This window comes from Pseudomonas sp. 32_A (assembly GCF_017490905.1).
Lineage (GTDB): Bacteria > Pseudomonadota > Gammaproteobacteria > Pseudomonadales > Pseudomonadaceae > Aquipseudomonas > Aquipseudomonas inefficax.
On record NZ_JAFGYI010000049.1, the window covers coordinates 1 to 25,127 of the forward strand.

The following is a 25,127-nucleotide window of genomic DNA, read 5'->3' on the forward strand; positions in this document are numbered from 1 at the left end:
GTCCCCCACTTGCTGCCGCTCTGAATTGCAGCATCCGGTTTCACCACAGAAAGGTCGTTTTCTGGCTGGTCAGAGGATTCGCCAGAATTCTCTGACGAATAATCTTTTCTTTTTTCTTTTGTAATAGTGTCTTTTGTGTCCCCCTGTTTTGAGGGATAGCAATCCCCCAATTTGAGGGATGTTTTATCCCTCGTTTTAGGGGATTTTCCCTCGTTTTGAGGGATGCACCATTCTGAGATGTTTTTATTTGGTCCAAACATGCCGCCTTGCTGCTTGATAATATTCATTCTGACGAGTTCTAACTTGGCTTCATTGCACCGTTTGACAGGTAACTTTGTAATCTCGCTAAGTTGAGAATCGGTGATTCTGTCCATTGGTTTATTCCACCCATAGGTTTTACGCAGAATGGCAAGCAGCACTTTAAACTGTCGCTTGGTCAGATCTGCGCCCGAATAAGCCTCAAGCAGCATATTTGATAGTCTGGCGTAACCATCATCGAGATCTGCCACATTACGCTCCTGTCCGGCAAAGTTACCTCTGCCGAAGTTGAGTATTTTTGCTGTATTTGTCATAATGACTCCTGTTGATAGATCCAGTAATGACCTCAGAACTCCATCTGGATTTGTTCAGAACGCTCGGTTGCCGCCGGGCGTTTTTTATTGGTGAGAATCGCAGCAACTTGTCGCGCCAATCGAGCCATGTCGTCGTCAACGACCCCCCATTCAAGAACAGCAAGCAGCATTGAGAACTTTGGAATCCAGTCCCTCTTCCACCTGCTGATCTGCGACTTATCAACGCCCACAGCTTCCGCTGTCTTCTCAGTTCCAAGCATTGCGATTTTGTTAAGCAACGCACTCTCGATTCGTAGAGCCTCGTTGCGTTTGTTTGCACGAACCATATGTAAGTATTTCCTTAGATAACAATTGATTGAATGTATGCAAATAAATGCATACACCATAGGTGTGGTTTAATTTGATGCCCTTTTTCAGGGCTGGAATGTGTAAGAGCGGGGTTATTTATGCTGTTGTTTTTTTGTTACTCGGGAAGGGCTTTACCTCTTCCGCATAAACGCTTCCATCAGCGTTTATAGTTAAAAAAATCTTTCGGCCTGCATGAATGGCCTTGTTGATCGCGCTTTGATATACGCCGAGATCTTTAGCTGTCTTGGTTTGCCCAAAGCGCATTGCATAATCTTTCAGGGTTATGCGTTGTTCCATACAACCTCCTTAGTACATGCAACCATTATCACCGCCAGAGGTAAAATAGTCAACACGCACGGTGTTAGATATTTATCCCTTGCGGTGATAGATTTAACGTATGAGCACAAAAAAGAAACCATTAACACAAGAGCAGCTTGAGGACGCACGTCGCCTTAAAGCAATTTATGAAAAAAAGAAAAATGAACTTGGCTTATCCCAGGAATCTGTCGCAGACAAGATGGGGATGGGGCAGTCAGGCGTTGGTGCTTTATTTAATGGCATCAATGCATTAAATGCTTATAACGCCGCATTGCTTACAAAAATTCTCAAAGTTAGCGTTGAAGAATTTAGCCCTTCAATCGCCAGAGAAATCTACGAGATGTATGAAGCGGTTAGTATGCAGCCGTCACTTAGAAGTGAGTATGAGTACCCTGTTTTTTCTCATGTTCAGGCAGGGATGTTCTCACCTAAGCTTAGAACCTTTACCAAAGGTGATGCGGAGAGATGGGTAAGCACAACCAAAAAAGCCAGTGATTCTGCATTCTGGCTTGAGGTTGAAGGTAATTCCATGACCGCACCAACAGGCTCCAAGCCAAGCTTTCCTGACGGAATGTTAATTCTCGTTGACCCTGAGCAGGCTGTTGAGCCAGGTGATTTCTGCATAGCCAGACTTGGGGGTGATGAGTTTACCTTCAAGAAACTGATCAGGGATAGCGGTCAGGTGTTTTTACAACCACTAAACCCACAGTACCCAATGATCCCATGCAATGAGAGTTGTTCCGTTGTGGGGAAAGTTATCGCTAGTCAGTGGCCTGAAGAGACGTTTGGCTGATCGGCAAGGTGTTCTGGTCGGCGCATAGCTGATAACAATTGAGCAAGAATCTTCATCGAATTAGGGGAATTTTCACTCCCCTCAGAACATAACATAGTAAATGGATTGAATTATGAAGAATGGTTTTTATGCGACTTACCGCAGCAAAAATAAAGGGAAAGATAAGCGCTCAATAAACCTGTCTGTTTTCCTTAATTCTCTGCTGGCTGATAATCATCACCTGCAGGTTGGCTCCAATTATTTGTATATTCATAAAATCGATGGAAAAACTTTTCTCTTTACCAAAACAAATGACAAGAGTCTGGTTCAGAAGATAAATCGCTCTAAAGCTTCAGTTGAAGATATTAAGAACAGCCTCGCAGATGACGAATCATTGGGATTCCCATCTTTTTTGTTTGTTGAAGGCGACACCATTGGTTTTGCCAGAACTGTTTTCGGGCCGACCACATCCGATCTGACAGATTTTTTAATCGGGAAAGGAATGTCATTAAGCAGTGGAGAGCGCGTTCAGATAGAGCCACTGATGAGGGGAACCACCAAAGACGATGTTATGCATATGCATTTCATCGGCCGAACAACGGTGAAGGTAGAAGCCAAGCTACCTGTATTTGGCGATATATTAAAGGTCTTAGGGGCAACAGATATTGAAGGGGAGCTTTTTGACTCATTGGATATAGTCATTAAGCCAAAATTTAAAAGGGATATAAAAAAGGTTGCCAAGGATATTATTTTTAACCCGTCACCTCAATTTTCAGACATTAGCCTGCGGGCAAAAGATGAGGCCGGAGATATTTTAACAGAACATTATCTATCAGAAAAAGGCCATCTCTCAGCGCCTCTGAACAAGGTCACCAATGCTGAGATAGCTGAAGAGATGGCATATTGCTACGCAAGAATGAAAAGTGATATACTGGAATGTTTTAAAAGGCAGGTGGGCAAAGTTAAGGATTAATTATCAGGAGTAATTATGCGGAACAGAATCATGCCTGGTGTTTACATAGTAATAATTCCTTACGTTATCGTAAGCATTTGCTATCTCCTTTTCCGCCACTACATTCCTGGTGTTTCTTTTTCAGCTCATAGAGATGGTCTTGGGGCGACATTGTCATCATATGCAGGAACCATGATTGCAATCCTGATTGCTGCCTTGACGTTTCTAATCGGAAGCAGAACGCGCCGACTGGCCAAGATTAGAGAGTATGGGTATATGACATCGGTAGTTATTGTCTATGCCCTTAGTTTTGTTGAGCTTGGAGCTTTGTTTTTCTGCGGGTTATTGCTTCTTTCCAGCATAAGCGGCTACATGATACCCACTATCGCCATCGGCATTGCCTCTGCATCGTTCATTCATATATGCATCCTTGTTTTCCAACTATATAATTTGACCAGAGAACAAGAATAACCCGGCCTCAGCGCCGGGTTTTCTTTGCCTCACGATCGCCCCCAAAACACATAACCAATTGTATTTATTGAAAAATAAATAGATACAACTCACTAAACATAGCAATTCAGATCTCTCACCTACCAAACAATGCCCCCCTGCAAAAAATAAATTCATATAAAAAACATACAGATAACCATCTGCGGTGATAAATTATCTCTGGCGGTGTTGACATAAATACCACTGGCGGTGATACTGAGCACATCAGCAGGACGCACTGACCACCATGAAGGTGACGCTCTTAAAAATTAAGCCCTGAAGAAGGGCAGCATTCAAAGCAGAAGGCTTTGGGGTGTGTGATACGAAACGAAGCATTGGCCGTAAGTGCGATTCCGGATTAGCTGCCAATGTGCCAATCGCGGGGGGTTTTCGTTCAGGACTACAACTGCCACACACCACCAAAGCTAACTGACAGGAGAATCCAGATGGATGCACAAACACGCCGCCGCGAACGTCGCGCAGAGAAACAGGCTCAATGGAAAGCAGCAAATCCCCTGTTGGTTGGGGTAAGCGCAAAACCAGTTAACCGCCCTATTCTCTCGCTGAATCGCAAACCGAAATCACGAGTAGAAAGCGCACTAAATCCGATAGACCTTACAGTGCTGGCTGAATACCACAAACAGATTGAAAGCAACCTGCAACGTATTGAGCGCAAGAATCAGCGCACATGGTACAGCAAGCCTGGCGAACGCGGCATAACATGCAGTGGACGCCAGAAAATTAAGGGAAAATCGATTCCTCTTATCTAGTTACTTAGATATTGGCCTTGGCTTTATCTCAATATTATATGGATCATAGCTGGCAACTAATTCAGTCCAGTAAATATCCTCAATAGGGAATAATATATGCTTTCCATTCCATCGGGAAAAAGTTTTGTTCAACACACCAAGCTCAATCAACTCACTAATGTATGGGAATTGTTTTGATGTAACCACATACTTCCTGCCTTCATTAAGGGCTGCGCACAAAACCATAGATTGCTCTTCTGTAAGGTTTTGAATTACTGATCGCACTTTATCGTTTTGCATCTTAATGCGTTTTCTTAGCTTAAATCGCTTATATCTGGCGCTGGCAATAGCTGATAATCGATGCACATTAATTGCTAGCGAAAATGCAAGAGCAAAGACGAAAACATGCCACACATGAGGAATACCGATTCTCTCATTAACATATTCAGGCCAGTTATCTGGGCTTAAAAGCAGAAGTCCAACCCAGATAACGATCATATACATGGTTCTCTCCAGAGGTTCATTACTGAACACTCGTCCGAGAATAACGAGTGGATCCATTTCTATACTCATCAAACTGTAGGGGTTGTAATAGTTTATCCGATTTCTCGCTGTAGGGGTACACGAGAACCACCGAGCCTGATGTGGTTAAAAGACAGGCACAATCTTTACTACCGCAATCCACTATTTAAGGTGATATATGGAAGAAGAATTTGAAGAGTTCGAAGAGCATCCTCAGGATGTGATGGAACAATACCAGGACTATCCGTATGACTACGACTATTGATAAAAATCAATGGTGTGGACAATTCAAGCGATGCAATGGATGCAAGCTGCAATCGGAATGCATGGTTAAGCCTGAAGAAATGTTTCCTGTAATGGAAGATGGGAAATATGTCGATAAATGGGCAATACGAACGACGGCAATGATTGCCAGAGAACTTGGTAAACAGAACAACAAAGCTGCCTGATAGTGGCCTTTATTTTTGGCATAAATAACAGAATAAACACTGCACTGTGTATTCATTCCAACGAGTGAATACACGGAGCAATGTCGCTCGTAACTAAACAGGAGCCGACTTGTTCTGATTATTGGAAATCTTCTTTGCCCTCCAGTGTGAGGGCGATTTTTTATCTGTGAGGATATGAACAGATGTCAAACATCAAAAAATACATCATTGATTACGACTGGAAAGCATCAATAGAAATTGAAATCGACCATGACGTAATGACAGAGGAAAAACTTCACCAGATTAATAATTTCTGGTCAGACTCTGAATACCGACTCAATAAACACGGCTCTGTATTAAATGCTGTATTAATCATGCTGGCGCAACATGCTCTGCTTATAGCAATTTCAAGCGACTTAAATGCATATGGTGTTGTGTGTGAGTTCGACTGGAATGATGGAAATGGTCAGGAAGGATGGCCTCCAATGGATGGTAGCGAAGGAATAAGAATTACCGATATCGATACATCAGGAATATTTGATTCAGATGATATGACTATCAAGGCCGCCTGAGTGCGGTTTTACCGCATACCAATAACGCTTCACTCGAGGCGTTTTTCGTTATGTATAAATAAGGAGCACACCATGCAATATGCCATTGCAGGGTGGCCTGTTGCTGGCTGCCCTTCCGAATCTTTACTTGAACGAATCACCCGTAAATTACGTGACGGATGGAAACGCCTTATCGACATACTTAATCAGCCAGGAGTCCCAAAGAATGGATCAAACACTTATGGCTATCCAGACTAAATTCACTATCGCCACTTTTATTGGCGATGAAAAGATGTTTCGTGAAGCCGTCGACGCTTATAAAAAATGGATATTAATACTGAAACTGAGATCAAGCAAAAGCATTCACTAACCCCCTTTCCTGTTTTCCTAATCAGCCCGGCATTTCGCGGGCGATATTTTCACAGCTATTTCAGGAGTTCAGCCATGAACGCTTATTACATTCAGGATCGTCTTGAGGCTCAGAGCTGGGCGCGTCACTACCAGCAGCTCGCCCGTGAAGAGAAAGAGGCAGAACTGGCAGACGACATGGAAAAAGGCCTGCCCCAGCACCTGTTTGAATCGCTATGCATCGATCATTTGCAACGCCACGGGGCCAGCAAAAAATCCATTACCCGTGCGTTTGATGACGATGTTGAGTTTCAGGAGCGCATGGCAGAACACATCCGGTACATGGTTGAAACCATTGCTCACCACCAGGTTGATATTGATTCAGAGGTATAAAACGAATGAGTACTGCACTCGCAACGCTGGCTGGGAAGCTGGCTGAACGTGTCGGCATGGATTCTGTCGACCCACAGGAACTGATCACCACTCTTCGCCAGACGGCATTTAAAGGTGATGCCAGCGATGCGCAGTTCATCGCATTACTGATCGTTGCCAACCAGTACGGCCTTAATCCGTGGACGAAAGAAATTTACGCCTTTCCTGATAAGCAGAATGGCATCGTTCCGGTGGTGGGCGTTGATGGCTGGTCCCGCATCATCAATGAAAACCAGCAGTTTGATGGCATGGACTTTGAGCAGGACAATGAATCCTGTACATGCCGGATTTACCGCAAGGACCGTAATCATCCGATCTGCGTTACCGAATGGATGGATGAATGCCGCCGCGAACCATTCAAAACTCGCGAAGGCAGAGAAATCACGGGGCCGTGGCAGTCGCATCCCAAACGGATGTTACGTCATAAAGCCATGATTCAGTGTGCCCGTCTGGCCTTCGGATTTGCTGGTATCTATGACAAGGATGAAGCCGAGCGCATTGTCGAAAATACTGCATACACTGCAGAACGTCAGCCGGAACGCGACATCACTCCGGTTAACGATGAAACCATGCAGGAGATTAACACTCTGCTGATCGCCCTGGATAAAACATGGGATGACGACTTATTGCCGCTCTGTTCCCAGATATTTCGCCGCGACATTCGTGCATCGTCAGAACTGACACAGGCCGAAGCAGTAAAAGCTCTTGGATTCCTGAAACAGAAAGCCGCAGAGCAGAAGGTGGCAGCATGACACCGGACATTATCCTGCAGCGTACCGGGATCGATGTGAGAGCTGTCGAACAGGGGGATGATGCGTGGCACAAATTACGGCTCGGCGTCATCACCGCTTCAGAAGTTCACAACGTGATAGCAAAACCCCGCTCCGGAAAGAAGTGGCCTGACATGAAAATGTCCTACTTCCACACCCTGCTTGCTGAGGTTTGCACCGGTGTGGCTCCGGAAGTTAACGCTAAAGCACTGGCCTGGGGAAAACAGTACGAGAACGACGCCAGAACCCTGTTTGAATTCACTTCCGGCGTGAATGTTACTGAATCCCCGATCATCTATCGCGACGAAAGTATGCGTACCGCCTGCTCTCCCGATGGTTTATGCAGTGACGGCAACGGCCTTGAACTGAAATGCCCGTTTACCTCCCGGGATTTCATGAAGTTCCGGCTCGGTGGTTTCGAGGCCATAAAGTCAGCTTACATGGCCCAGGTGCAGTACAGCATGTGGGTGACGCGAAAAAATGCCTGGTACTTTGCCAACTATGACCCGCGTATGAAGCGTGAAGGCCTGCATTATGTCGTGATTGAGCGGGATGAAAAGTACATGGCGAGTTTTGACGAGATCGTGCCGGAGTTCATCGAAAAAATGGACGAGGCACTGGCTGAAATTGGTTTTGTATTTGGGGAGCAATGGCGATGACGCATCCTCACGATAATATCCGGGTAGGCGCAATCACTTTCGTCTACTCCGTTACAAAGCGAGGCTGGGTATTTCCCGGCCTTTCTGTTATCCGAAATCCACTGAAAGCACAGCGGCTGGCTGAGGAGATAAATAATAAACGAGGGGCTGTATGCACAAAGCATCTTCTGTTGAGTTAAGAACGAGTATCGAGATGGCACATAGCCTTGCTCAAATTGGAATCAGGTTTGTGCCAATACCAGTAGAAACAGACGAAGAATTTCATACGTTAGCCGCATCCCTTTCACAAAAGCTGGAAATGATGGTGGCGAAAGCAGAAGCAGATGAGAGAAACCAGGTATGACAACCACGGAATGCATTTTTCTGGCAGCGGGCTTCATATTCTGTGTGCTTATGCTTGCCGACATGGGACTTGTTCAATGACACCTCAGCAGGAAAACGCCCTTCGCAGCATTGCCCGTCAGGCTAATTCTGAAATCAAAAAAAGCCAGACAGCAGTTTCCGGATAAAAACGTCGATGACATTTGCCGTAGCGTACTGAAGAAGCACCGCGAAACGGTAACGCTGATGGGATTCACACCGACTCATTTAAGCCTGGCAATCGGCATGTTAAACGGCGTCTTTAAGGAACGATGAACATGAAAAGCAAAATCATCAGGGAGCTACAGGCTCCTTTTTTATTATTCGCATTCACCCTCAAGCGTATTAACCAACAGTTCAGGGATTAATGAAAGATGGCAGACATCATTGATTCAGCATCAGAAATAGAAGAATTACAGCGCAACACAGCAATAAAAATGCGCCGCCTGAACCACCAGGCTATATCTGCCACTCATTGTTGTGAGTGTGGCGATCCGATAGATGAACGAAGACGCCTGGTCGTTCAGGGTTGTCGGACTTGTGCAAGTTGCCAGGAGGATCTGGAACTTATCAGTAAACAGAGAGGTTCGAAGTGAGCGAAATTAACTCTCAGGCACTGCGTGAAGCGGCAGAGCAGGCAATGCATGACGACTGGGGATTTGACGCAGACCTTTTCCATGAATTGGTAACACCATCGATTGTGCTGGAACTGCTGGATGAACGGGAAAGAAACCAGCAATACATCAAACGCCGCGACCAGGAGAACGAGGATATTGCGCTAACAGTAGGGAAACTGCGTGTTGAGCTTGAAACAGCAAAATCAAAACTCAACGAGCAGCGTGAGTATTACGAAGGTGTTATCTCGGATGGGAGTAAGCGTATTGCTAAACTGGAAAGCAACGAAGTCCGTGAAGACGGAAACCAGTTTCTTGTTGTTCGCCATCCTGGGAAGACTCCTGTTATCAAGCACTGCACTGGTGACCTGGAAGAGTTTCTGCGGCAGTTAATCGAACAAGACCCGTTAGTAACTATCGACATCATTACGCATCGCTATTACGGGGTTGGAGGTCAATGGGTTCAGGATGCAGGTGAGTATCTGCATATGATGTCTGACGCTGGCATTCGCATCAAAGGAGAGTGAGATCGGTTTTGTAAAAGATAACGCTTGTGAAAATGCTGAATTTCGCGTCGTCTTCACAGCGATGCCAGAGTCTGTAGTGTCAGATGATGACCGTACTCAAACATCGGGTTGAGTATTATCTTACTGTTTCTTTACATAAACATTGCTGATACCGTTTAGCTGAAACGACATACATTGCAAGGAGTTTATAAATGAGTATCAATGAGTTAGAGTCTGAGCAAAAAGATTGGGCGTTATCAATGTTGTGCAGATCCGGTGTCTTGTCTCCATGCAGACATCACGAAGGTGTTTATGTAGATGAAGGTATAGATATAGAGTCGGCATACAAATATTCCATGAAGGTTTATAAGTCTAATGAAGACAAATCCCCATTCTGCAATGTGCGAGAAATGACTGATACCGTGCAAAATTATTATCACGAGTACGGTGGAAACGATACTTGCCCTCTCTGTACAAAACATATAGATGATTAAACCCAATATTACATAACAATCCTCGCACTCGCGGGGATTTATTTTATCTGAACTCGCTACGGCGGGTTTTGTTTTATGGAGATGATAAATGCACTTCCGAGTCACAGGAGAATGGAATGGAGAGCCATTCAACAGAGTTATCGAAGCGGAGAACATCAACGACTGCTACGACCACTGGATGATATGGGCGCAGATAGCACATGCAGACGTAACCAATATTCGAATTGAAGAACTGAAAGAACACCAAGCCGCCTGATGGCGGTTTTTTCTTGCGTGTAATTGCGGAGACTTTGCGATGTACTTGACACTTCAGGAGTGGAACGCACGCCAGCGACGTCCAAGAAGCCTTGAAACAGTTCGTCGATGGGTTCGGGAATGCAGGATATTCCCACCTCCGGTTAAGGATGGAAGAGAGTATCTGTTCCACGAATCAGCGGTAAAGGTTGACTTAAATCGACCAGTAACAGGTGGCCTTTTGAAGAGGATCAGAAATGGGAAGAAGGCGAAGTCATGAGCGCCGGGATTTACCCCCTAACCTTTATATAAGAAACAATGGATATTACTGCTACAGGGACCCAAGGACGGGTAAAGAGTTTGGATTAGGCAGAGACAGGCGAATCGCAATCACTGAAGCTATACAGGCCAACATTGAGTTATTTTCAGGACACAAACACAAGCCTCTGACAGCGAGAATCAACAGTGATAATTCCGTTACGTTACATTCATGGCTTGATCGCTACGAAAAAATCCTGGCCAGCAGAGGAATCAAGCAGAAGACACTCATAAATTACATGAGCAAAATTAAAGCAATAAGGAGGGGTCTGCCTGATGCTCCACTTGAAGACATCACCACAAAAGAAATTGCGGCAATGCTCAATGGATACATAGACGAGGGCAAGGCGGCGTCAGCCAAGTTAATCAGATCAACACTGAGCGATGCATTCCGAGAGGCAATAGCTGAAGGCCATATAACAACAAACCATGTCGCTGCCACTCGCGCAGCAAAATCAGAGGTAAGGAGATCAAGACTTACGGCTGACGAATACCTGAAAATTTATCAAGCAGCAGAATCATCACCATGTTGGCTCAGACTTGCAATGGAACTGGCTGTTGTTACCGGGCAACGAGTTGGTGATTTATGCGAAATGAAGTGGTCTGATATCGTAGATGGATATCTTTATGTCGAGCAAAGCAAAACAGGCGTAAAAATTGCCATCCCAACAGCATTGCATATTGATGCTCTCGGAATATCAATGAAGGAAACACTTGATAAATGCAAAGAGATTCTTGGCGGAGAAACCATAATTGCATCTACTCGTCGCGAACCGCTTTCATCCGGCACAGTATCAAGGTATTTTATGCGCGCACGAAAAGCATCAGGTCTTTCCTTCGAAGGGGATCCGCCTACCTTTCACGAGTTGCGCAGTTTGTCTGCAAGACTCTATGAGAAGCAGATAAGCGATAAGTTTGCTCAACATCTTCTCGGGCATAAGTCGGACACCATGGCATCACAGTATCGTGATGACAGAGGCAGGGAGTGGGACAAAATTGAAATCAAATAATGATTTTATTTTGACTGATAGTGACCTGTTCGTTGCAACAAATTGATAAGCAATGCTTTTTTATAATGCCAACTTAGTATAAAAAAGCTGAACGAGAAACGTAAAATGATATAAATATCAATATATTAAATTAGATTTTGCATAAAAAACAGACTACATAATACTGTAAAACACAACATATGCAGTCACTATGAATCAACTACTTAGATGGTATTAGTGACCTGTAACAGAGCATTAGCGCAAGGTGATTTTTGTCTTCTTGCGCTAATTTTTTGTCATCAAACCTGTCGCACTCCAGAGAAGCACAAAGCCTCGCAATCCAGTGCAAAGCTTTGTGTGCCACCCACTACGACCTGCATAACCAGTAAGAAGATAGCAGTGATGTCAAACGACGCAGCTGACTTCTTTTCTTTCACGACTTCCCCACACCCAGCATGCATACCTTTCCGCCATAACTGTAGTGAATGTCTGTTATGAGCGAGGAGCGGAAGTTAACACTTATGAAAAATGGCTACGAAGTCCGTGGCTATCTATCGGCTTATTAGTACTTGAAACGCTTCTTCAGAAGCCTGAAGAGCTAATCGTTCGGCGATACTATATATGCATTAATAGACTATATCGTTGGTATAAACAGTGCACCATGCAACATGAATAACAGTGGGTTATCCAAAAGGAAGCAGAAAGCTAAATATGGAAAACTACAATACGATGCCCCGTTAAGTTCAATACTACTAATTTTTAGATGGAAAACGTATGTAATAGAGAGTAACTTAAAAGAGAGATCCTGTGTTGCCGCCAAATAAATTGCGGTTATTTTAATAAAATTAAGGGTTACTATATGTTGGAGTTTAGTGTTATTGAAAGAGGCGGGTATATTCCTGCAGTAGAAAAAAATAAGGCATTCCTACGAGCAGATGGTTGGAATGACTATTCCTTTGTTACAATGTTTTATCTTACTGTCTTTGATGAGCATGGTGAAAAATGCGATATCGGAAATGTTAAAATTGGTTTTGTAGGTCAAAAAGAAGAAGTAAGCACTTATTCATTAATAGATAAAAAATTCAGTCAACTCCCTGAAATGTTTTTTTCCTTAGGTGAAAGCATTGACTACTATGTTAATCTCAGCAAATTAAGCGATGGTTTTAAACATAACCTTCTTAAAGCTATTCAGGATTTAGTAGTATGGCCAAATCGATTAGCCGACATTGAAAATGAAAGCGTCCTTAACACCTCATTACTTAGAGGGGTAACTCTTTCAGAAATTCATGGACAGTTCGCACGTGTGTTAAATGGTTTGCCAGAATTGTCAGATTTCCACTTTTCATTTAATAGAAAAAGTGCTCCCGGATTCAGTGATTTAACTATACCTTTTGAGGTGACGGTTAATTCTATGCCCAGCACGAACATTCATGCTTTTATCGGGCGGAATGGGTGTGGTAAAACAACAATTTTGAATGGAATGATTGGTGCAATCACCAACCCAGAAAACAATGAATATTTTTTCTCTGAAAATAATAGACTTATCGAGTCAAGAATCCCAAAGGGATATTTTCGATCGCTTGTTTCAGTTTCGTTTAGTGCATTTGATCCTTTTACTCCTCCTAAAGAACAACCTGACCCAGCAAAAGGTACACAATACTTTTATATTGGACTCAAGAATGCTGCCAGCAATAGTTTAAAATCACTAGGCGATCTCCGCTTAGAATTCATTTCAGCATTTATTGGTTGTATGAGAGTAGATAGAAAAAGACAACTCTGGCTTGAAGCTATCAAAAAACTAAGTAGTGATGAAAACTTTTCAAATATGGAACTCATCAGCCTCATTTCTAAATATGAAGAGTTAAGACGTAATGAACCACAGATTCAAGTGGACGATGATAAATTCACTAAATTGTTTTATGACAATATCCAGAAATATCTGCTTCGAATGAGCTCTGGACATGCAATTGTTTTATTTACTATCACAAGATTAGTAGATGTCGTTGGCGAAAAGTCATTAGTTTTATTCGATGAACCAGAGGTTCATCTGCATCCACCTTTGCTCTCTGCTTTTTTACGAACATTAAGCGACTTACTCGATGCACGCAATGGTGTAGCAATAATTGCAACTCATTCCCCAGTAGTACTGCAAGAGGTTCCAAAATCCTGCATGTGGAAAGTCCTACGGTCAAGAGAAGCAATAAATATTATCCGTCCGGATATTGAGACATTCGGTGAGAACTTAGGTGTTTTAACTCGTGAGGTGTTTTTACTTGAAGTGACAAATTCTGGATACCACCACTTATTATCGCAGTCCGTTGATTCAGAGCTTTCTTATGAAACCATTCTAAAAAATTATAATGGTCAGATAGGATTAGAAGGTCGAACCGTTTTAAAAGCGATGATAATGAACAGAGATGAAGGTAAAGTACAATGAAAAAACTACCTCTTCCAGCGAGAACTTATAGCGAAATGCTTAATAAATGCTCGGAAGGTATGATGCAGATAAATGTTAGAAATAATTTCATTACTCACTTCCCCACTTTTTTGCAGAAAGAACAACAATATAGAATATTAAGCTCGACAGGTCAGTTATTTACCTACGACAGGACACACCCTCTTGAGCCTACAACCTTAGTAGTTGGTAACCTGACAAAGGTTAAATTAGAAAAGCTTTATGAAAATAATCTCCGAGATAAAAACAAACCCGCTAGAACATATTACGATGACATGCTTGTTTCATCAGGTGAAAAATGTCCATTTTGTGGTGATATAGGACAGACAAAAAATATAGATCATTTTCTTCCTATTGCACATTATCCTGAATTTTCGGTGATGCCTATTAATTTAGTTCCATCGTGCCGCGACTGCAATATGGGAGAGAAAGGTCAAGTTTTCGCAGTAGATGAGGTACACCAAGCGATTCATCCCTATATCGACAAGGACATTTTTTTTCGTGAGCAATGGGTATATGCAAATTTCGTTTCCGGAACTCCGGGTGCTATCAGTTTTTATGTTGAATGCCCGGCGAACTGGAGGCAGGAAGACAAACACAGAGCTCTTCATCATTTCAAGCTATTAAATATTGCTAACAGGTATCGTTTGGAGGCAGGGAAGCACTTGAGTGAAGTGATTACTCAAAGAAACTCTTTCGTAAAAGTTATAAGGAAATATAGTTCAACCGCAACGTTTCAGCAGCTACAGTCAGAATTTATTGAAGCAAATCTGAAACCTATTATAGATTTGAATGACTTCCCCAATTATTGGAAAAGAGTTATGTATCAGTGCCTAGCAAACTCGGAAGATTTTTTCAGAGGGATCTAGAATATGATGAAAGATAGAAAATTACGACGCTTATCGGAAGTGAACGAATACTTTTTATATGAGGAGGGCTGTTTTTACAAAATCCGGTAGTAACTTGCTAACCAATTCCTAGGCAGGTCATTGGCAACAGTGGCATGCACCGAGAAGGACGTTTGTAATGTCCGCTCCGGCACATAGCAGTCCTAGGGACAGTGGCGTACAGTCATAGATGGTCGGTGGGAGGTGGTACAAATTCTCTCATGCAAAAAATATGTAAAATCGGTAGCAACTGGAAATCATTCAACACCCGCACTATCGGAAGTTCACCAGCCAGCCGCAGCACGTTCCTGCATACGACGTGTCTGCGGCTCTACCATATCTCCTATGAGCAACGTGTTAGCAGAGCCAAGCCACAACTCTAATTTTAATACATAATGAATGATAATAATAATATTAAAAATTTCCTGTGTAACTAATTTACTATATGGTTTCTGATAAGAATCATTGCAAAGATCAAACAACTTGTATTACATTGACAGTTAAGCAGTTAATTTTATCACCTCTAAAATATATCAGCATCTAGCATGCAACCTATCAAAATGGAGAGTTTTATGACTAAAAAACCATGGGAAAGAAGACTTAAAGATTTATCGCACTTGCTCAAATGCTGCATTGATACATATTTTGACCCTGAATTATTTCGCTTGAATTTGAATCAATTCCTCCAAACCGCAAGAACAGTAACATTTATTATTCAAAAAAACAAAAACCAGATTATAGGATATGACATTTGGTATAACAATAATGTTATTGAAAAATGGAAAAATGATCCATTAATGGCTTGGGCTAAAAATTCTCGCAATACGATAGAAAAACAAGGCGATTTAGAAATGTATAGCGAGGCAAAGGCTACTCTTATTTCATCTTACATTGAAGAAAATGACATTGAGTTTATTACAAATGAAAGTATGTTAAACATTGGTATAAAAAAGTTAGTCAGACTTGCACAAAAGAAATTACCTTCATATTTAACTGAATCATCTATTATTAAATCAGAAAGACGATGGGTCGCTAATACGCTAAAAGATTACGAATTATTACATGCCTTAGCTATAATCTATGGCAGAATGTATAACTGCTGTAACTCTCTTGGCATACAAATAAACAATCCAATGGGTGACGATGTGATTTCGCCAACATCATTCGACTCTTTATTTGATGAAGCCAGGAGAATAACTTATTTAAAATTAAAAGATTACTCCATAAGCAAATTGTCATTTAGCATGATACAATATGACAATAAAATAATTCCTGAAGATATTAAAGAGCGTCTAAAACTGGTAGATAAGCCTAAAAATATCACTTCGACAGAAGAGTTAGTTGACTATACAGCCAAGCTTGCAGAAACGACTTTTTTAAAGGACGGTTATCACATTCAAACATTAATTTTTTATGATAAACAATTCCATCCAATTGATTTAATCAATACAACATTTGAAGATCAAGCAGATAAATATATTTTTTGGCGTTATGCAGCTGACAGAGCCAAAATAACAAATGCCTATGGCTTCATTTGGATATCAGAGCTATGGCTCAGAAAAGCAAGCATCTACTCCAATAAACCAATACATACAATGCCAATTATAGATGAAAGACTTCAGGTAATTGGAATTGATTCAAATAATAATCAAAAATGTATTTCATGGAAAATAGTTAGAGAAAACGAAGAAAAAAAACCGACTTTAGAAATATCAACAGCAGACTCAAAACATGACGAAAAACCATATTTCATGCGTTCAGTCTTAAAAGCAATTGGCGGTGATGTAAACACTATGAACAATTGAGTCATAGAACTTCCATTATTCTCCTGAAGATAATAATCGCCAAATAAACCAATACTCAGCTTTACAATATACTAACTAACCGCAGAACGTTATTTCATACAACGTTTCTGCGGCATATCACAAAACGATTACTCCATAACAGGGACAGCAGGCCACTCAATATCAGGTGCAGTTGATGTATCAACACGGTTCAGCAACACCCGATACTTCTTCCAGGCTTCCAGCAACGAGGTTTCTTCCTTCGTTGCAATTTCCAGATCTGCAGCATCCTGAAGCGGCGCAATATGCTCACTGGCTACCTGCATCAGGCTTTTTTTTGTTTCTTCCGCCTCCCGGATCCGGAACAGTTTTTCTGCTTCCGTATCCTTCACCCAGGCTGTGCCGTTCCACTTCTGATATTCCCCTCCCGGCGATAACCAGGTAAAATTTTCCGGTAACGGACCGAGTTCAGAAATAAATAACGCGTCGCCGGAAGCCACGTCATAGACGGTTTTACCCCGATGGTCTTCAACGAGATGCCACGATGCCTCATCACTGTTGAAAACAGCCACAAAGCCAGCCGGAATATCTGGCGGTGCAATATCGGTACTGTTTGCAGGCAGACCGGTATGAGGCGGAATATATGCGTCACCTTCACCAATAAATTCATTAGTTCCGGCCAGCAGATTATAAATTTTTATGGTCCGTGGTTGTTCACTCATTCTGAATGCCATTATGCAAGCCTCACAATATAGTTAAATGCAATGTTTTTGACGGTGTTTTCCGCGTTACCCGCAGCGTTAACGGTGATGGTGTGTCCGTGTGAACCAATACTGAAAGAATGGGCATGAGCACCGATAACAACCGGATGCTGGTGCGCACCAATACCAACTGTATGCGCATGTGCACCGGCACTCACGGCTGTACCGGACAATGAGTGACTGTGGCTGCCCTGACTGTCCGTTTTCGATAAATAAGCAATACCCTGTGTGCTGGTTCCTTTAACTGTGGATAAACTTCCTGTAATGGTTGCTGTTCCATACTGACTCCAGCCAGAACTGTTCATCCTTAAACCACTTGTGTGGGCATGAGCACCCGCGGCCCCTGTTGAACCGCTCAGACTGTGAGCATGAGCCCCCGTGTTATTCGTCGATTTGGTGCCGTAATCGAAACTGCCTGTTGTTTTCGTCCCGTAATCAAACGACGATGTGGTTTTCGTCCCCAAATCCGTACCGGATGCACTGGCACTGTGGGTGTGCGACTTAATTCCATCCTGTTCCTGAGACAATACAGCACGACCGCTGGCGGGTTTCCCCTTGATTGTCCAGCCTCGCATATCAGGAAGCACACCCGATGGATACGCGACAGCAAGTTTTGGGTAGGCTGATTTGTCAAACGCCTGCCCCTGCATCAGGACGTAGCCAGACGGAACGATATCTGATGGCCACGGGATCGGCGCACCTGCCGGAAAGGCCGAATTCTCACCGGCCCCAAGGTATTCAAGAACATCTGCAACGGAATTTTTTGCCAGAATATCCCTGCCAACCTGAGTCAGTTCAGTCAGGCTGGCGGCATCATTTTCCGCAAAATACGGTAATTTATTTTTCGCCGTGGAAAGCCCTGCCAGCGCCGTCAGTGTCGCATTCTTCGGTTGTTTACCCGCAAGCGCGTTAGTCATGGTGGTAGCAAAATCTGGATCATTCCCGAGCGCTGCGGCCAGTTCATTCAGCGTATTCAGTGCGTCAGGTGACGCGTCGATAACATCTGCAATCGCGGCCAGTACAAAAGCGGTGTTCGCAATCTGGGTATTGTTTGTTCCCCTGAGCGCGGTTGGTGCTGTTGGCGTTCCGGTCAGTGCCGGACTGTCCAGTGGGCTTTTCTGTTCGTTTCATCCATTACCACCTTAACCGCCTTTGGCGTTGCAGCAAGCGTTTCAGACGTGCTGTTGGTTGCACTGCTGAGCTGCACTATCCCCTTTCTCGTTGTGTCCGCATCCTCAAGCGCGACAGCTGAAGCTATATCTTCTGCACGTTTTGCCGAATTTTTTGCACGTATTGCCGCCGCTTCTGCCGCACTTTTGCTCTGCGATGCTGATACCGCACTTCCCGCAGCCTCTGTCGCCTTCGTGGATGCCGTTGACGCACTCCCCGCCGCCGCTGTTTTTGCGTCTGCCGCGGCAGAGGCGCTCCGTTCCGCTGCTGTTTCAGATGACCTGGCATTCGTCTCGGACGTTTTTGCCGCCCTGGCAGAATTTTCTGCCGCCGTTGCCGAGGAAGCTGCACGACCGGCACTTGATGATGCGTTCGTTTCTGATGATTTTGCTGCCTCTTTTGAGGCCACCGCATCTCGTGCTGAAGTGGCGGCCTCTGACGCTTTCGTGGCCGCGGTGGAGGCAGACGTGGCGGCTGATTGTTGTGACGCTGCAGCATTCGTTTCTGACGTTTTCGCCGCACCGGCACTGGTGGCCGCCGCGTTTTTTGAGGACTCTGCGGCTGCGGCACTTTTTTCCGCTTCAGTGGCCTTTGCTGATGCCGCTTCTGCGCCGGAGGACGCTTCCTGAGCTGACGATGCAGCCTGTCCGGCGGACGTGCTGGCGGCGCGTGCTGAGTCAGTTGCATCAGTCACAAGGGCCGCGACCTGAGCAGCTGATGCACTGGCATCGCCGGCTGATTTCTTCGCGTCTGCCGTACTCTGTGCCACCACGGACGCGTTACGCGCCACCTCTTCCACCATCAGTTCAAGACGACGCAGCACCTCCGGCCGGGCATCATCCTCCGTCATGGCACAGAGAAAATCATTCAGCGTCCCCGGTTGTGAATCTTCATACACGGTGATGGTCCCGGCGTGCGATGGTGGAAAACCGTCAACCTGCAGGATGACACTGTACTGACCGTACTCCACATCCATGCTGTAACGCCCGGCTTCATCCGGATTCTCTGAGCCCACCGTGTTCACCACCACCGTGGTGCTGTTACGTCTGGCTTTCAGCTGAATGGTGCAGTTCTGTACCGGTTTTCCTGTGCCGTCTTTCAGGACTCCTGAAATCTTTACTGCCATATTCACCCCACAAAAAAGCCCACCGGTTCCGGCGGGCTGTCATAACACTGTGTTACCTGGCTAATCAGAATTTATAACCGACCCCAACGATGAATCCGTCAGTACGCCAGTCGCCACTGCCGGAGCCTTCATAAGCAATATCAACAACGACGGACGCTGCCGGATTAATCTGTATACCTGCACTCCACGCCACTGAGGTATGCCGCATTGCACTTTCGTCCCTGGCAGTGGTCGTCTCTTTCATATACCCGGGAGTGATTTCCGTCTTACGGTAATCCATTGTACTGCCGGACCACCGACTGTGAGCCACTCCGGCCATGGCGTACGCACTGACCTGCTTACTGATTTGTAAAACCGGTCCGGCCATCACGCTCACATAACGTCCACGCAGGCTCTCATAGTGAAACGTATCCTCCCCGGTCATCACTGTGCTGCTCTTTTTCGACGCGGCGAACCCCAGGGAAGCCATCACCCCCACACTGTCCGTCAGCTCATAACGGTACTTCACGTTAATCCCTTTCAGATGACTCACACCGGTATCCCCGCCCGACAACGACGGCAATGTACCCGGTTTCACTTGAAAATAGCCCACCGTAAACGTACCATGTCCACCTTCCGCACGGGCCGGAGTGACTGTCACCGCAAGTGCGGCAAAGACAGCAACGGCAATACACACATTACGCATCGTTCACCTCTCACTGTTTTATAATAAAACGCCCGTTCCCGGACGAACCTCTGTAACACACTCAGACCACGCTGATGCCCAGCGCCTGTTTCTTAATCACCATAACCTGCACATCGCTGGCAAACGTATACGGCGGAATATCTGCCGAATGCCGTGTGGACGTAAGCGTGAACGTCAGGATCACGTTTCCCCGACCCGCTGGCATGTCAACAATACGGGAGAACACCTGTACCGCCTCGTTCGCCGCGCCATCATAAATCACCGCACCGTTCATCAGTACTTTCAGATAACACATCGAATACGTTGTCCTGCCGCTGACAGTACGCTTACTTCCGCGAAACGTCAGCGGAAGCACCACTATCTGGCGATCAAAAGGATGGTCATCGGTCACGGTGACAGTACGGGTACCTGACGGCCAGTCCACACTGCTTTCACGCTGGCGCGGAAAAGCCGCGCTCGCCGCCTTTACAATGTCCCCGACGATTTTTTCCGCCCTCAGCGTACCGTTTATCGTACAGTTTTCAGCTATCGTCACATTACTGAGCGTCCCGGAGTTCGCATTCACACTGCCACTGATATCCGCATTTTTAGCGGTCAGCTTTCCGTCCGGTGTCAGGGAAAAGGCCGGAGGATTGCCGCCGCTGGTAATGGTGGGGGCCGTCAGGCGCTTCAGGAACACGTCGTTCATGAATATCTGGTTGCCCTGCGCCACAAACATCGGCGTTTCATTCCCGTTTGCCGGGTCAATAAATGCGATACGATTGGCGGCAACCAGAAACTGGCTCAGTTTGCCTTCCTCCGTGTCCTCCATGCTGAGGCCAATACCCGCGACATAATGTTTGCCGTCTTTGGTCTGCTCAATTTTGACAGCCCACATGGCATTCCACTTATCACTGGCATCCTTCCACTCTTTCGAAAACTCCTCCAGTCTGCTGGCGTTATCCTCCGTCAGCTCGACTTTTTCCAGCAGCTCCTTGCCGAGATGGGATTCGGTTATCTTGCCTTTGAAAAAATCCAGGTAACCTTCCGCATCATCGCTCGCCCGACCGACGGCCTCCACGAATGCCGATTTGCCAACGGTGTTCACACTGCGGATATAAAAGTAATAATCATGGCCCGGTTTGATATTGATACTGGCGGCTATCCAGTACAGCGCCGTACCAAGATAACGCGTGCTGGTTTCAACCTGTCTGATATCCGCAATCTGCTTTTCCGAGAACCAGAACTCAAACTGTACCGTCGGGTCATAAACGGCAAGATGCGGCGTGGCGGTTATCTGAAAATAGCCCGGCGTCAGCTCAATCCTCGACGGTGCTGCCGGTGCGGCAATCCGGAACGATACCGACGCCGGATCGCCCTGCTGCCCCCACGCATTTACCGCCCGGACTGTCAGCCTGTAGTTCCCCAGCGCCAGTTGCGTGAAGCGGTATGTGGTTTCCGTCGTCCGGGCCGTGCTGACCAGCCGCTCACTGCCGTCGTCCGCTGTTACGGTCAGACGGAGCAGGAAACTCACGCCCTTCACCACCTTCGGTGTGTCCCATCGCGCCAGCACCTGATATTCCCCGCTGTCTGCAGTGACTTCTGCGGTCAGGTGCTGCACCGCTGGCGGCGTGACACCATTCACCGTGCCACTCTGTTCGCCGTCAAAGTGCGCCCCGTTATCCACGATGGCCTCTTTTTCCGGCACATGCTGCACGGCGGTGATGGCATACGTGCCGTCGTCGTTCTCACGGATACTCACGCAGCGGAACAGTCGCTGGCGCAGCGTCGGCAGCTTCAGCTCCCATACGCTGTATTCAGCAACACCGTCAGGAACACGGCTCACTTTTACCTTCACGCCGTCGGTGACGGACTGAACCTCCACGCTGACCGGATTGCCACTTCCGTCAACCAGGCTTATCAGCGCGGTACCGGAGGATGGCAGCGTGATTTCACGGTCGAGCGTCAGCGTCCGGGTCTGGCTGTTCACCGCCAGCACACGACCACCGGTGCTGATACCGGCATAGTCATCATCGCAGATTTCAATAACATCGCCCGGTACATGGCGAAGCCCTTCTGCGCCGACGCTGAAATCCACGGTCTGCGTTTCCAGCAGTTCTGTTTTAATCAGCCACAGCCCGGCGCGGTGTGCCTGCCCCCGGCTGGTACAGCCAAAGGCATCCATCTTCGTAACATTACGACCGTAACGGGCAATGGCCTGCGTATCTTCAACAAGCTCTGTCGCCGTCTCCCAGCCGTTGTTCGGGTCAATCCAGTTCACCTCAACGGCATTATGGCGGTCCTTCAGGGCGCTGAAGCTGTAGCGGAACGGCGCGCCATCATCCGGCATCACCACATTACTGCGGTTATAGGTCCACGTCTTATCCGACGGTCGGTCCTGCACGAACGTCAGCGTCTGCCCGTTCCATACCGGCATACAGCGCATCGCCGAGCAGAAATCGCTGAGCACATCCCACGCCTTACGCTGTGTGGTCAGGTACGCATTACAGGTGATGCGCGGCTCCGTGCCGCCAAAGCCGTCCGGCACTGACTGGTCGCAGTACTGGCCGATGACATACAGCGCCCATTTATCCACATCCGCCGCACCAAGACGTTTCCCCATGCCGTAGCGCGGATGGGTCAGCATATCCCACAGACACCAGGCCATGTTGTTGCTGTATGCCGGTTTAAACGTTCCGTCCCAGATACCGCTGTATTGCCGCGTCTGCGGGTTATAGTTCGACGGCACCTGCAGAATACGCCCGCGCAGATGATAATTACGGCTCACCTGCTGGCTGCCGAACTGCTCCGAGTCCACCTGCACGCCGACCAGTGCCGTGTTCGGGTAGCACTGTTTCACATCGATGATTTCAGTGTATGACGACCAGAGCGTTTTGTTCTGCAGCTGGTCTGTGGTGCTGTCCGGCGTCATCCTGCGCATCCGGATATTAAACGGGCGCGGCGGCAGGTTACCCATCACCACCGAGGCCAGATACTGCGAGGTGGTTTTGCCCTTAATGGTGATGTCTTTTTCCGTCACCCAGCCACCGTTACGTTGTATCTGAACCAGCAGGCGGACTTCCGACGGATTCCTGTCACCCTTTGAGGTGGTTTCCACCAGTGCCTGTACACCGAAGGTAAAGCGCAGACGGTCGATGTTTGCAGACGTAATGGTGCGGGTGATCGGCGTGTCATATTTCACTTCCGTACCCAGCACCGTCTCGGAGCCGGAGGATTCAAATCCCTCCGGCGGAGTCTGCTCCTGCTCACCAGCCCGGAACACCACCGTGACACCGGATATGTTGGTATTCCCCTCAGTGTCCAGCACCGGCGTACTGTTCAGCAGCACGCTTTTTAAGCCATCCACCGGACCTTCAATCGGCCCTTCGCTGATGGCATCGATCACACTCAGCAACTGCGTGGACTTCAGGTTGTCCTTCGCTTCGCGCGGGGTATGCCCCTTACTGCTTCCTTTACCCATTCCTCACGCTCCATAAATGACAAAACCGCCCGCAGGCGGTTTCACATAAAACATTTTGCATCAGCGACCAATCACCACAACCTGACCACCGTCCCCTTCGTCTGCCGTGCTGATCTCCTGAGAAACCACGCGTGACCCCACGCGCATTTCCCCGTACAGAACAGGCAGAACATTGCCCTGGGCAACCATGTTATCCAGTGAGGAGAAATAGGTGTTCTGCTTACCGTTATCCGTTGTCTGTATACGGGGAGTTCTGGCTTTCGGTGCCAGCATCTGCGCCACACCACCGAGCACCATACTGGCACCGAGAGAAAACAGGATGCCGGTCATACCACCGGCCCCAATGGCTGCCCCCCATGCTGCAAGGGTGGCTCCGGCGGTAAAGAATGATCCGGCAATGGCGGCAGCCCCCAGGACAATCTGGAATACGCCACCTGACTTGGCCCCGGCGACTCTGGGAACAATATGAATTACAGCGCCATCAGGCAGAGTCTCATGTAACTGCGCCGTTAACCCGGACGTGCTGACGTCCCGCCCGGCAATCCGTACCTGATACCAGCCGTCGCTCAGTTTCTGACGAAACGCCGGGAGCTGTGTGGCCAGTGCCCGGATGGCTTCAGCCCCCGTTTTCACACGAAGGTCGATGCGGCGACCAAATCGTTGTAAATCCCCGTAAAGGCAGATGCGCGCCATGCCCGGTGACGCCAGAGGGAGTGTGTGCGTCGCTGCCATTTGTCGGTGTACCTCTCTCGTTTGCTCAGTTGTTCAGGAATATGGTGCAGCAGCTCGCCGTCGCCGCAGTAAATTGCGGCGTGATTCGGCACTGATGAACCAAAACAGCACAGCAGCACATCGCCCGGCTGTGCCGCTGACAACGGCACCTGATACAGCCCCGTCGCCTCCAGATTATCCAGATAGAGATTCTGGCCGTTACGCCACCAGTCATCCTCACGATGAAAGTCCGGCATCTCAATCCCCGCCAGATGATAAGCATCCCGGAACAGTGTGTAACAGTCCGTCACACCGTGCTCAAAGCGCCGCCCGGTGAGATGCGGCACACAGCGGAACTTATGAATCGTCCCCCGGCAGACCAGCCACCACGGCAAATCACTCTGCACCTGCAGCCGCCGGTCGGCCTCACTCAGCCAGGGCAGACCACCGGGGTGGCTGTGGACCAGCGCCACAATCTCACCCTGCATTTCTGCCTGCAGCCAGTCTTCCGGCGACATACGGAAATACGCCTCCGGCTCACCGGAGATATTCACGCAGGGGAAATATCTTTCCCCCTCCGGCGTGCTTACCACGAAGCCGCACGACTCCGCTGGCGCACATCGCCGGGCGTGCGCCAGAATCGCTGATTCTGTCTGTGTCATG

33 protein-coding genes and 1 pseudogene are annotated in these 25,127 nt (G+C 46.8%); 22 read left to right on the forward strand and 12 right to left on the reverse strand.

Going from position 1 to position 25,127, the window contains the following annotated elements; genetic code table 11:
* The 3 genes from J5M58_RS22705 to J5M58_RS22715 all read right to left on the reverse strand — a co-directional run.
* A partial coding sequence (locus J5M58_RS22705) for a replication protein (RefSeq protein WP_207879704.1) occupies positions 1-572 on the reverse strand: 572 nt, incomplete at its 3' end.
* A 32-nt stretch (positions 573-604) separates the two neighbouring features.
* Positions 605-898, reverse strand: coding sequence for a lambda phage CII family protein (locus J5M58_RS22710; RefSeq protein WP_000251069.1), 294 nt, complete (start codon positions 896-898; stop codon positions 605-607).
* Between the two features lie 118 nt (positions 899-1,016).
* Positions 1,017-1,217 (reverse strand): Cro/CI family transcriptional regulator, encoded by a 201-nt coding sequence (locus J5M58_RS22715; RefSeq protein ID WP_000437875.1) that lies wholly within the window; start codon positions 1,215-1,217, stop codon positions 1,017-1,019.
* Between the two features lie 100 nt (positions 1,218-1,317).
* Here J5M58_RS22715 and J5M58_RS22720 point away from each other — a divergent pair, with 100 nt between their 5' ends.
* From J5M58_RS22720 to J5M58_RS22735, 4 genes are all read left to right on the forward strand, one after another.
* Complete coding sequence (locus J5M58_RS22720) at positions 1,318-2,031, forward strand: LexA family transcriptional regulator (RefSeq protein WP_000104864.1); 714 nt, start codon at positions 1,318-1,320, stop codon at positions 2,029-2,031.
* A gap of 112 nt (positions 2,032-2,143) precedes the next feature.
* Complete coding sequence (locus J5M58_RS22725) at positions 2,144-2,983, forward strand: protein rexA (RefSeq protein ID WP_000788349.1); 840 nt, start codon at positions 2,144-2,146, stop codon at positions 2,981-2,983.
* Positions 2,984-2,998: 15 nt separating this feature from the next.
* Entirely contained in the window at positions 2,999-3,433 is a 435-nt protein-coding gene (locus J5M58_RS22730) for a protein rexB (RefSeq protein WP_001245922.1), read from the forward strand.
* Between the two features lie 464 nt (positions 3,434-3,897).
* A complete protein-coding gene (locus J5M58_RS22735; RefSeq protein WP_001564525.1) occupies positions 3,898-4,221 on the forward strand; it encodes an antitermination protein N in 324 nt (107 codons plus the stop codon).
* Here the strand turns inward: J5M58_RS22735 and J5M58_RS22740 are convergent, their stop codons facing one another.
* Positions 4,222-4,704, reverse strand: a complete 483-nt coding sequence (locus tag J5M58_RS22740) for a superinfection exclusion B family protein (protein ID WP_000281856.1) — start codon at positions 4,702-4,704, stop codon at positions 4,222-4,224. It lies immediately after the preceding gene.
* Between the two features lie 266 nt (positions 4,705-4,970).
* On the opposite strand from J5M58_RS22740, the gene J5M58_RS22745 reads away from it, so the two are divergent.
* The 18 genes from J5M58_RS22745 to J5M58_RS22830 all read left to right on the forward strand — a co-directional run bounded on the left by J5M58_RS22745 (position 4,971) and on the right by J5M58_RS22830 (position 16,572).
* Positions 4,971-5,171 (forward strand): antirestriction Ral family protein, encoded by a 201-nt coding sequence (locus tag J5M58_RS22745; protein ID WP_000213975.1) that lies wholly within the window; start codon positions 4,971-4,973, stop codon positions 5,169-5,171.
* A 182-nt stretch (positions 5,172-5,353) separates the two neighbouring features.
* Entirely contained in the window at positions 5,354-5,722 is a 369-nt protein-coding gene (locus J5M58_RS22750) for a DUF2528 family protein (RefSeq protein WP_000065374.1), read from the forward strand.
* 72 nt (positions 5,723-5,794) lie between these two features.
* Positions 5,795-5,959, forward strand: coding sequence for a protease FtsH-inhibitory lysogeny factor CIII (locus J5M58_RS22755; protein WP_001198861.1), 165 nt, complete (start codon positions 5,795-5,797; stop codon positions 5,957-5,959).
* A complete protein-coding gene (gene kil, locus J5M58_RS22760; RefSeq protein WP_001007579.1) occupies positions 5,943-6,071 on the forward strand; it encodes a host cell division inhibitory peptide Kil in 129 nt (42 codons plus the stop codon). Before J5M58_RS22755 ends, kil begins: the two co-directional genes overlap by 17 nt.
* Before the next feature lie 74 nt (positions 6,072-6,145).
* Positions 6,146-6,442 (forward strand): host-nuclease inhibitor Gam family protein, encoded by a 297-nt coding sequence (locus J5M58_RS22765; RefSeq protein WP_000995451.1) that lies wholly within the window; start codon positions 6,146-6,148, stop codon positions 6,440-6,442.
* A gap of 5 nt (positions 6,443-6,447) precedes the next feature.
* Entirely contained in the window at positions 6,448-7,233 is a 786-nt protein-coding gene (gene bet / locus J5M58_RS22770) for a phage recombination protein Bet (RefSeq protein ID WP_000100844.1), read from the forward strand.
* Positions 7,230-7,910: a lambda exonuclease family protein gene (locus tag J5M58_RS22775; protein ID WP_000186853.1), complete on the forward strand. Its 681-nt coding sequence runs from the start codon at positions 7,230-7,232 to the stop codon at positions 7,908-7,910. The genes bet and J5M58_RS22775 overlap by 4 nt, the downstream gene beginning before the upstream one ends.
* Positions 7,901-8,089: a DUF1317 domain-containing protein gene (locus tag J5M58_RS22780; RefSeq protein WP_001251812.1), complete on the forward strand. Its 189-nt coding sequence runs from the start codon at positions 7,901-7,903 to the stop codon at positions 8,087-8,089. Before J5M58_RS22775 ends, J5M58_RS22780 begins: the two co-directional genes overlap by 10 nt.
* Positions 8,062-8,253 (forward strand): DUF1382 family protein, encoded by a 192-nt coding sequence (locus J5M58_RS22785; RefSeq protein WP_015979260.1) that lies wholly within the window; start codon positions 8,062-8,064, stop codon positions 8,251-8,253. The genes J5M58_RS22780 and J5M58_RS22785 overlap by 28 nt, the downstream gene beginning before the upstream one ends.
* 391 nt (positions 8,254-8,644) lie before the next feature.
* Positions 8,645-8,866, forward strand: coding sequence for a TraR/DksA family transcriptional regulator (locus J5M58_RS22790; RefSeq protein WP_000763367.1), 222 nt, complete (start codon positions 8,645-8,647; stop codon positions 8,864-8,866).
* Positions 8,863-9,411 carry an ead/Ea22-like family protein gene (locus J5M58_RS22795; protein WP_001289873.1) on the forward strand — a complete coding sequence of 183 codons (549 nt, stop codon included), beginning with the start codon at positions 8,863-8,865 and terminating at the stop codon, positions 9,409-9,411. The genes J5M58_RS22790 and J5M58_RS22795 overlap by 4 nt, the downstream gene beginning before the upstream one ends.
* A 191-nt stretch (positions 9,412-9,602) precedes the next feature.
* Positions 9,603-9,884, forward strand: a complete 282-nt coding sequence (locus tag J5M58_RS22800; protein WP_000026224.1) for a hypothetical protein — start codon at positions 9,603-9,605, stop codon at positions 9,882-9,884.
* An 88-nt stretch (positions 9,885-9,972) separates the two neighbouring features.
* Complete coding sequence (locus tag J5M58_RS22805) at positions 9,973-10,140, forward strand: hypothetical protein (protein WP_000545733.1); 168 nt, start codon at positions 9,973-9,975, stop codon at positions 10,138-10,140.
* Positions 10,141-10,179: 39 nt separating this feature from the next.
* A complete protein-coding gene (locus J5M58_RS22810; RefSeq protein WP_002414258.1) occupies positions 10,180-10,398 on the forward strand; it encodes an excisionase in 219 nt (72 codons plus the stop codon).
* Positions 10,376-11,446 carry a tyrosine-type recombinase/integrase gene (locus tag J5M58_RS22815; RefSeq protein ID WP_000533640.1) on the forward strand — a complete coding sequence of 357 codons (1,071 nt, stop codon included), beginning with the start codon at positions 10,376-10,378 and terminating at the stop codon, positions 11,444-11,446. The genes J5M58_RS22810 and J5M58_RS22815 overlap by 23 nt, the downstream gene beginning before the upstream one ends.
* Positions 11,447-12,284: 838 nt before the next feature.
* Entirely contained in the window at positions 12,285-13,862 is a 1,578-nt protein-coding gene (locus J5M58_RS22820) for an AAA family ATPase (RefSeq protein ID WP_015979259.1), read from the forward strand.
* Complete coding sequence (locus tag J5M58_RS22825) at positions 13,859-14,749, forward strand: HNH endonuclease (protein ID WP_000735931.1); 891 nt, start codon at positions 13,859-13,861, stop codon at positions 14,747-14,749. The genes J5M58_RS22820 and J5M58_RS22825 overlap by 4 nt, the downstream gene beginning before the upstream one ends.
* A 590-nt stretch (positions 14,750-15,339) precedes the next feature.
* Positions 15,340-16,572 carry a hypothetical protein gene (locus J5M58_RS22830; protein ID WP_000162952.1) on the forward strand — a complete coding sequence of 411 codons (1,233 nt, stop codon included), beginning with the start codon at positions 15,340-15,342 and terminating at the stop codon, positions 16,570-16,572.
* 128 nt (positions 16,573-16,700) lie between these two features.
* Here the strand turns inward: J5M58_RS22830 and J5M58_RS22835 are convergent, their stop codons facing one another.
* From J5M58_RS22835 to J5M58_RS22865, 8 genes and pseudogenes are all read right to left on the reverse strand, one after another.
* Entirely contained in the window at positions 16,701-17,285 is a 585-nt protein-coding gene (locus J5M58_RS22835; protein ID WP_015979258.1) for a tail fiber assembly protein, read from the reverse strand.
* Complete coding sequence (locus J5M58_RS22840; protein ID WP_015979257.1) at positions 17,285-18,229, reverse strand: phage tail protein; 945 nt, start codon at positions 18,227-18,229, stop codon at positions 17,285-17,287. Before J5M58_RS22840 ends, J5M58_RS22835 begins: the two co-directional genes overlap by 1 nt.
* Before the next feature lie 173 nt (positions 18,230-18,402).
* On the reverse strand, positions 18,403-18,570 hold the full coding sequence (locus J5M58_RS28475; protein WP_080484622.1) for a phage tail protein: 168 nt from the start codon (positions 18,568-18,570) through the stop codon (positions 18,403-18,405).
* Positions 18,571-19,218: 648 nt separating this feature from the next.
* Positions 19,219-19,608 (reverse strand): annotated as a pseudogene (locus tag J5M58_RS28480) (prophage tail fiber N-terminal domain-containing protein); the annotation flags it as partial.
* Positions 19,609-19,672: 64 nt separating this feature from the next.
* Positions 19,673-20,293 carry an outer membrane beta-barrel protein Lom gene (gene lom, locus J5M58_RS22850; protein ID WP_001246632.1) on the reverse strand — a complete coding sequence of 207 codons (621 nt, stop codon included), beginning with the start codon at positions 20,291-20,293 and terminating at the stop codon, positions 19,673-19,675.
* Positions 20,294-20,354: 61 nt separating this feature from the next.
* Complete coding sequence (locus J5M58_RS22855; RefSeq protein WP_000515495.1) at positions 20,355-23,753, reverse strand: host specificity protein J; 3,399 nt, start codon at positions 23,751-23,753, stop codon at positions 20,355-20,357.
* A gap of 60 nt (positions 23,754-23,813) precedes the next feature.
* Positions 23,814-24,386 carry a tail assembly protein gene (locus J5M58_RS22860; protein WP_001407644.1) on the reverse strand — a complete coding sequence of 191 codons (573 nt, stop codon included), beginning with the start codon at positions 24,384-24,386 and terminating at the stop codon, positions 23,814-23,816.
* Positions 24,383-25,126: a C40 family peptidase gene (locus tag J5M58_RS22865; RefSeq protein ID WP_000194780.1), complete on the reverse strand. Its 744-nt coding sequence runs from the start codon at positions 25,124-25,126 to the stop codon at positions 24,383-24,385. The genes J5M58_RS22860 and J5M58_RS22865 overlap by 4 nt, the downstream gene beginning before the upstream one ends.
* Between the last annotated feature and the right edge of the window lies 1 nt (position 25,127).

Coding starts and splice junctions, on each gene's coding strand:
- J5M58_RS22710 (WP_000251069.1), bottom strand. CDS start 898: ATGGTTCGTGCAAACAAACGCAACGAGGCTCTACGAATCGAGAGTGCG.
- J5M58_RS22715 (WP_000437875.1), bottom strand. CDS start 1,217: ATGGAACAACGCATAACCCTGAAAGATTATGCAATGCGCTTTGGGCAA.
- J5M58_RS22720 (WP_000104864.1), top strand. CDS start 1,318: ATGAGCACAAAAAAGAAACCATTAACACAAGAGCAGCTTGAGGACGCA.
- J5M58_RS22725 (WP_000788349.1), top strand. CDS start 2,144: ATGAAGAATGGTTTTTATGCGACTTACCGCAGCAAAAATAAAGGGAAA.
- J5M58_RS22730 (WP_001245922.1), top strand. CDS start 2,999: ATGCGGAACAGAATCATGCCTGGTGTTTACATAGTAATAATTCCTTAC.
- J5M58_RS22735 (WP_001564525.1), top strand. CDS start 3,898: ATGGATGCACAAACACGCCGCCGCGAACGTCGCGCAGAGAAACAGGCT.
- J5M58_RS22740 (WP_000281856.1), bottom strand. CDS start 4,704: ATGTATATGATCGTTATCTGGGTTGGACTTCTGCTTTTAAGCCCAGAT.
- J5M58_RS22745 (WP_000213975.1), top strand. CDS start 4,971: ATGACTACGACTATTGATAAAAATCAATGGTGTGGACAATTCAAGCGA.
- J5M58_RS22750 (WP_000065374.1), top strand. CDS start 5,354: ATGTCAAACATCAAAAAATACATCATTGATTACGACTGGAAAGCATCA.
- J5M58_RS22755 (WP_001198861.1), top strand. CDS start 5,795: ATGCAATATGCCATTGCAGGGTGGCCTGTTGCTGGCTGCCCTTCCGAA.
- kil (WP_001007579.1), top strand. CDS start 5,943: ATGGCTATCCAGACTAAATTCACTATCGCCACTTTTATTGGCGATGAA.
- J5M58_RS22765 (WP_000995451.1), top strand. CDS start 6,146: ATGAACGCTTATTACATTCAGGATCGTCTTGAGGCTCAGAGCTGGGCG.
- bet (WP_000100844.1), top strand. CDS start 6,448: ATGAGTACTGCACTCGCAACGCTGGCTGGGAAGCTGGCTGAACGTGTC.
- J5M58_RS22775 (WP_000186853.1), top strand. CDS start 7,230: ATGACACCGGACATTATCCTGCAGCGTACCGGGATCGATGTGAGAGCT.
- J5M58_RS22780 (WP_001251812.1), top strand. CDS start 7,901: ATGGCGATGACGCATCCTCACGATAATATCCGGGTAGGCGCAATCACT.
- J5M58_RS22785 (WP_015979260.1), top strand. CDS start 8,062: ATGCACAAAGCATCTTCTGTTGAGTTAAGAACGAGTATCGAGATGGCA.
- J5M58_RS22790 (WP_000763367.1), top strand. CDS start 8,645: ATGGCAGACATCATTGATTCAGCATCAGAAATAGAAGAATTACAGCGC.
- J5M58_RS22800 (WP_000026224.1), top strand. CDS start 9,603: ATGAGTATCAATGAGTTAGAGTCTGAGCAAAAAGATTGGGCGTTATCA.
- J5M58_RS22805 (WP_000545733.1), top strand. CDS start 9,973: ATGCACTTCCGAGTCACAGGAGAATGGAATGGAGAGCCATTCAACAGA.
- J5M58_RS22810 (WP_002414258.1), top strand. CDS start 10,180: ATGTACTTGACACTTCAGGAGTGGAACGCACGCCAGCGACGTCCAAGA.
- J5M58_RS22815 (WP_000533640.1), top strand. CDS start 10,376: ATGGGAAGAAGGCGAAGTCATGAGCGCCGGGATTTACCCCCTAACCTT.
- J5M58_RS22820 (WP_015979259.1), top strand. CDS start 12,285: ATGTTGGAGTTTAGTGTTATTGAAAGAGGCGGGTATATTCCTGCAGTA.
- J5M58_RS22825 (WP_000735931.1), top strand. CDS start 13,859: ATGAAAAAACTACCTCTTCCAGCGAGAACTTATAGCGAAATGCTTAAT.
- J5M58_RS22830 (WP_000162952.1), top strand. CDS start 15,340: ATGACTAAAAAACCATGGGAAAGAAGACTTAAAGATTTATCGCACTTG.
- J5M58_RS22835 (WP_015979258.1), bottom strand. CDS start 17,285: ATGGCATTCAGAATGAGTGAACAACCACGGACCATAAAAATTTATAAT.
- J5M58_RS22840 (WP_015979257.1), bottom strand. CDS start 18,229: ATGACTAACGCGCTTGCGGGTAAACAACCGAAGAATGCGACACTGACG.
- lom (WP_001246632.1), bottom strand. CDS start 20,293: ATGCGTAATGTGTGTATTGCCGTTGCTGTCTTTGCCGCACTTGCGGTG.
- J5M58_RS22855 (WP_000515495.1), bottom strand. CDS start 23,753: ATGGGTAAAGGAAGCAGTAAGGGGCATACCCCGCGCGAAGCGAAGGAC.
- J5M58_RS22865 (WP_000194780.1), bottom strand. CDS start 25,126: ATGACACAGACAGAATCAGCGATTCTGGCGCACGCCCGGCGATGTGCG.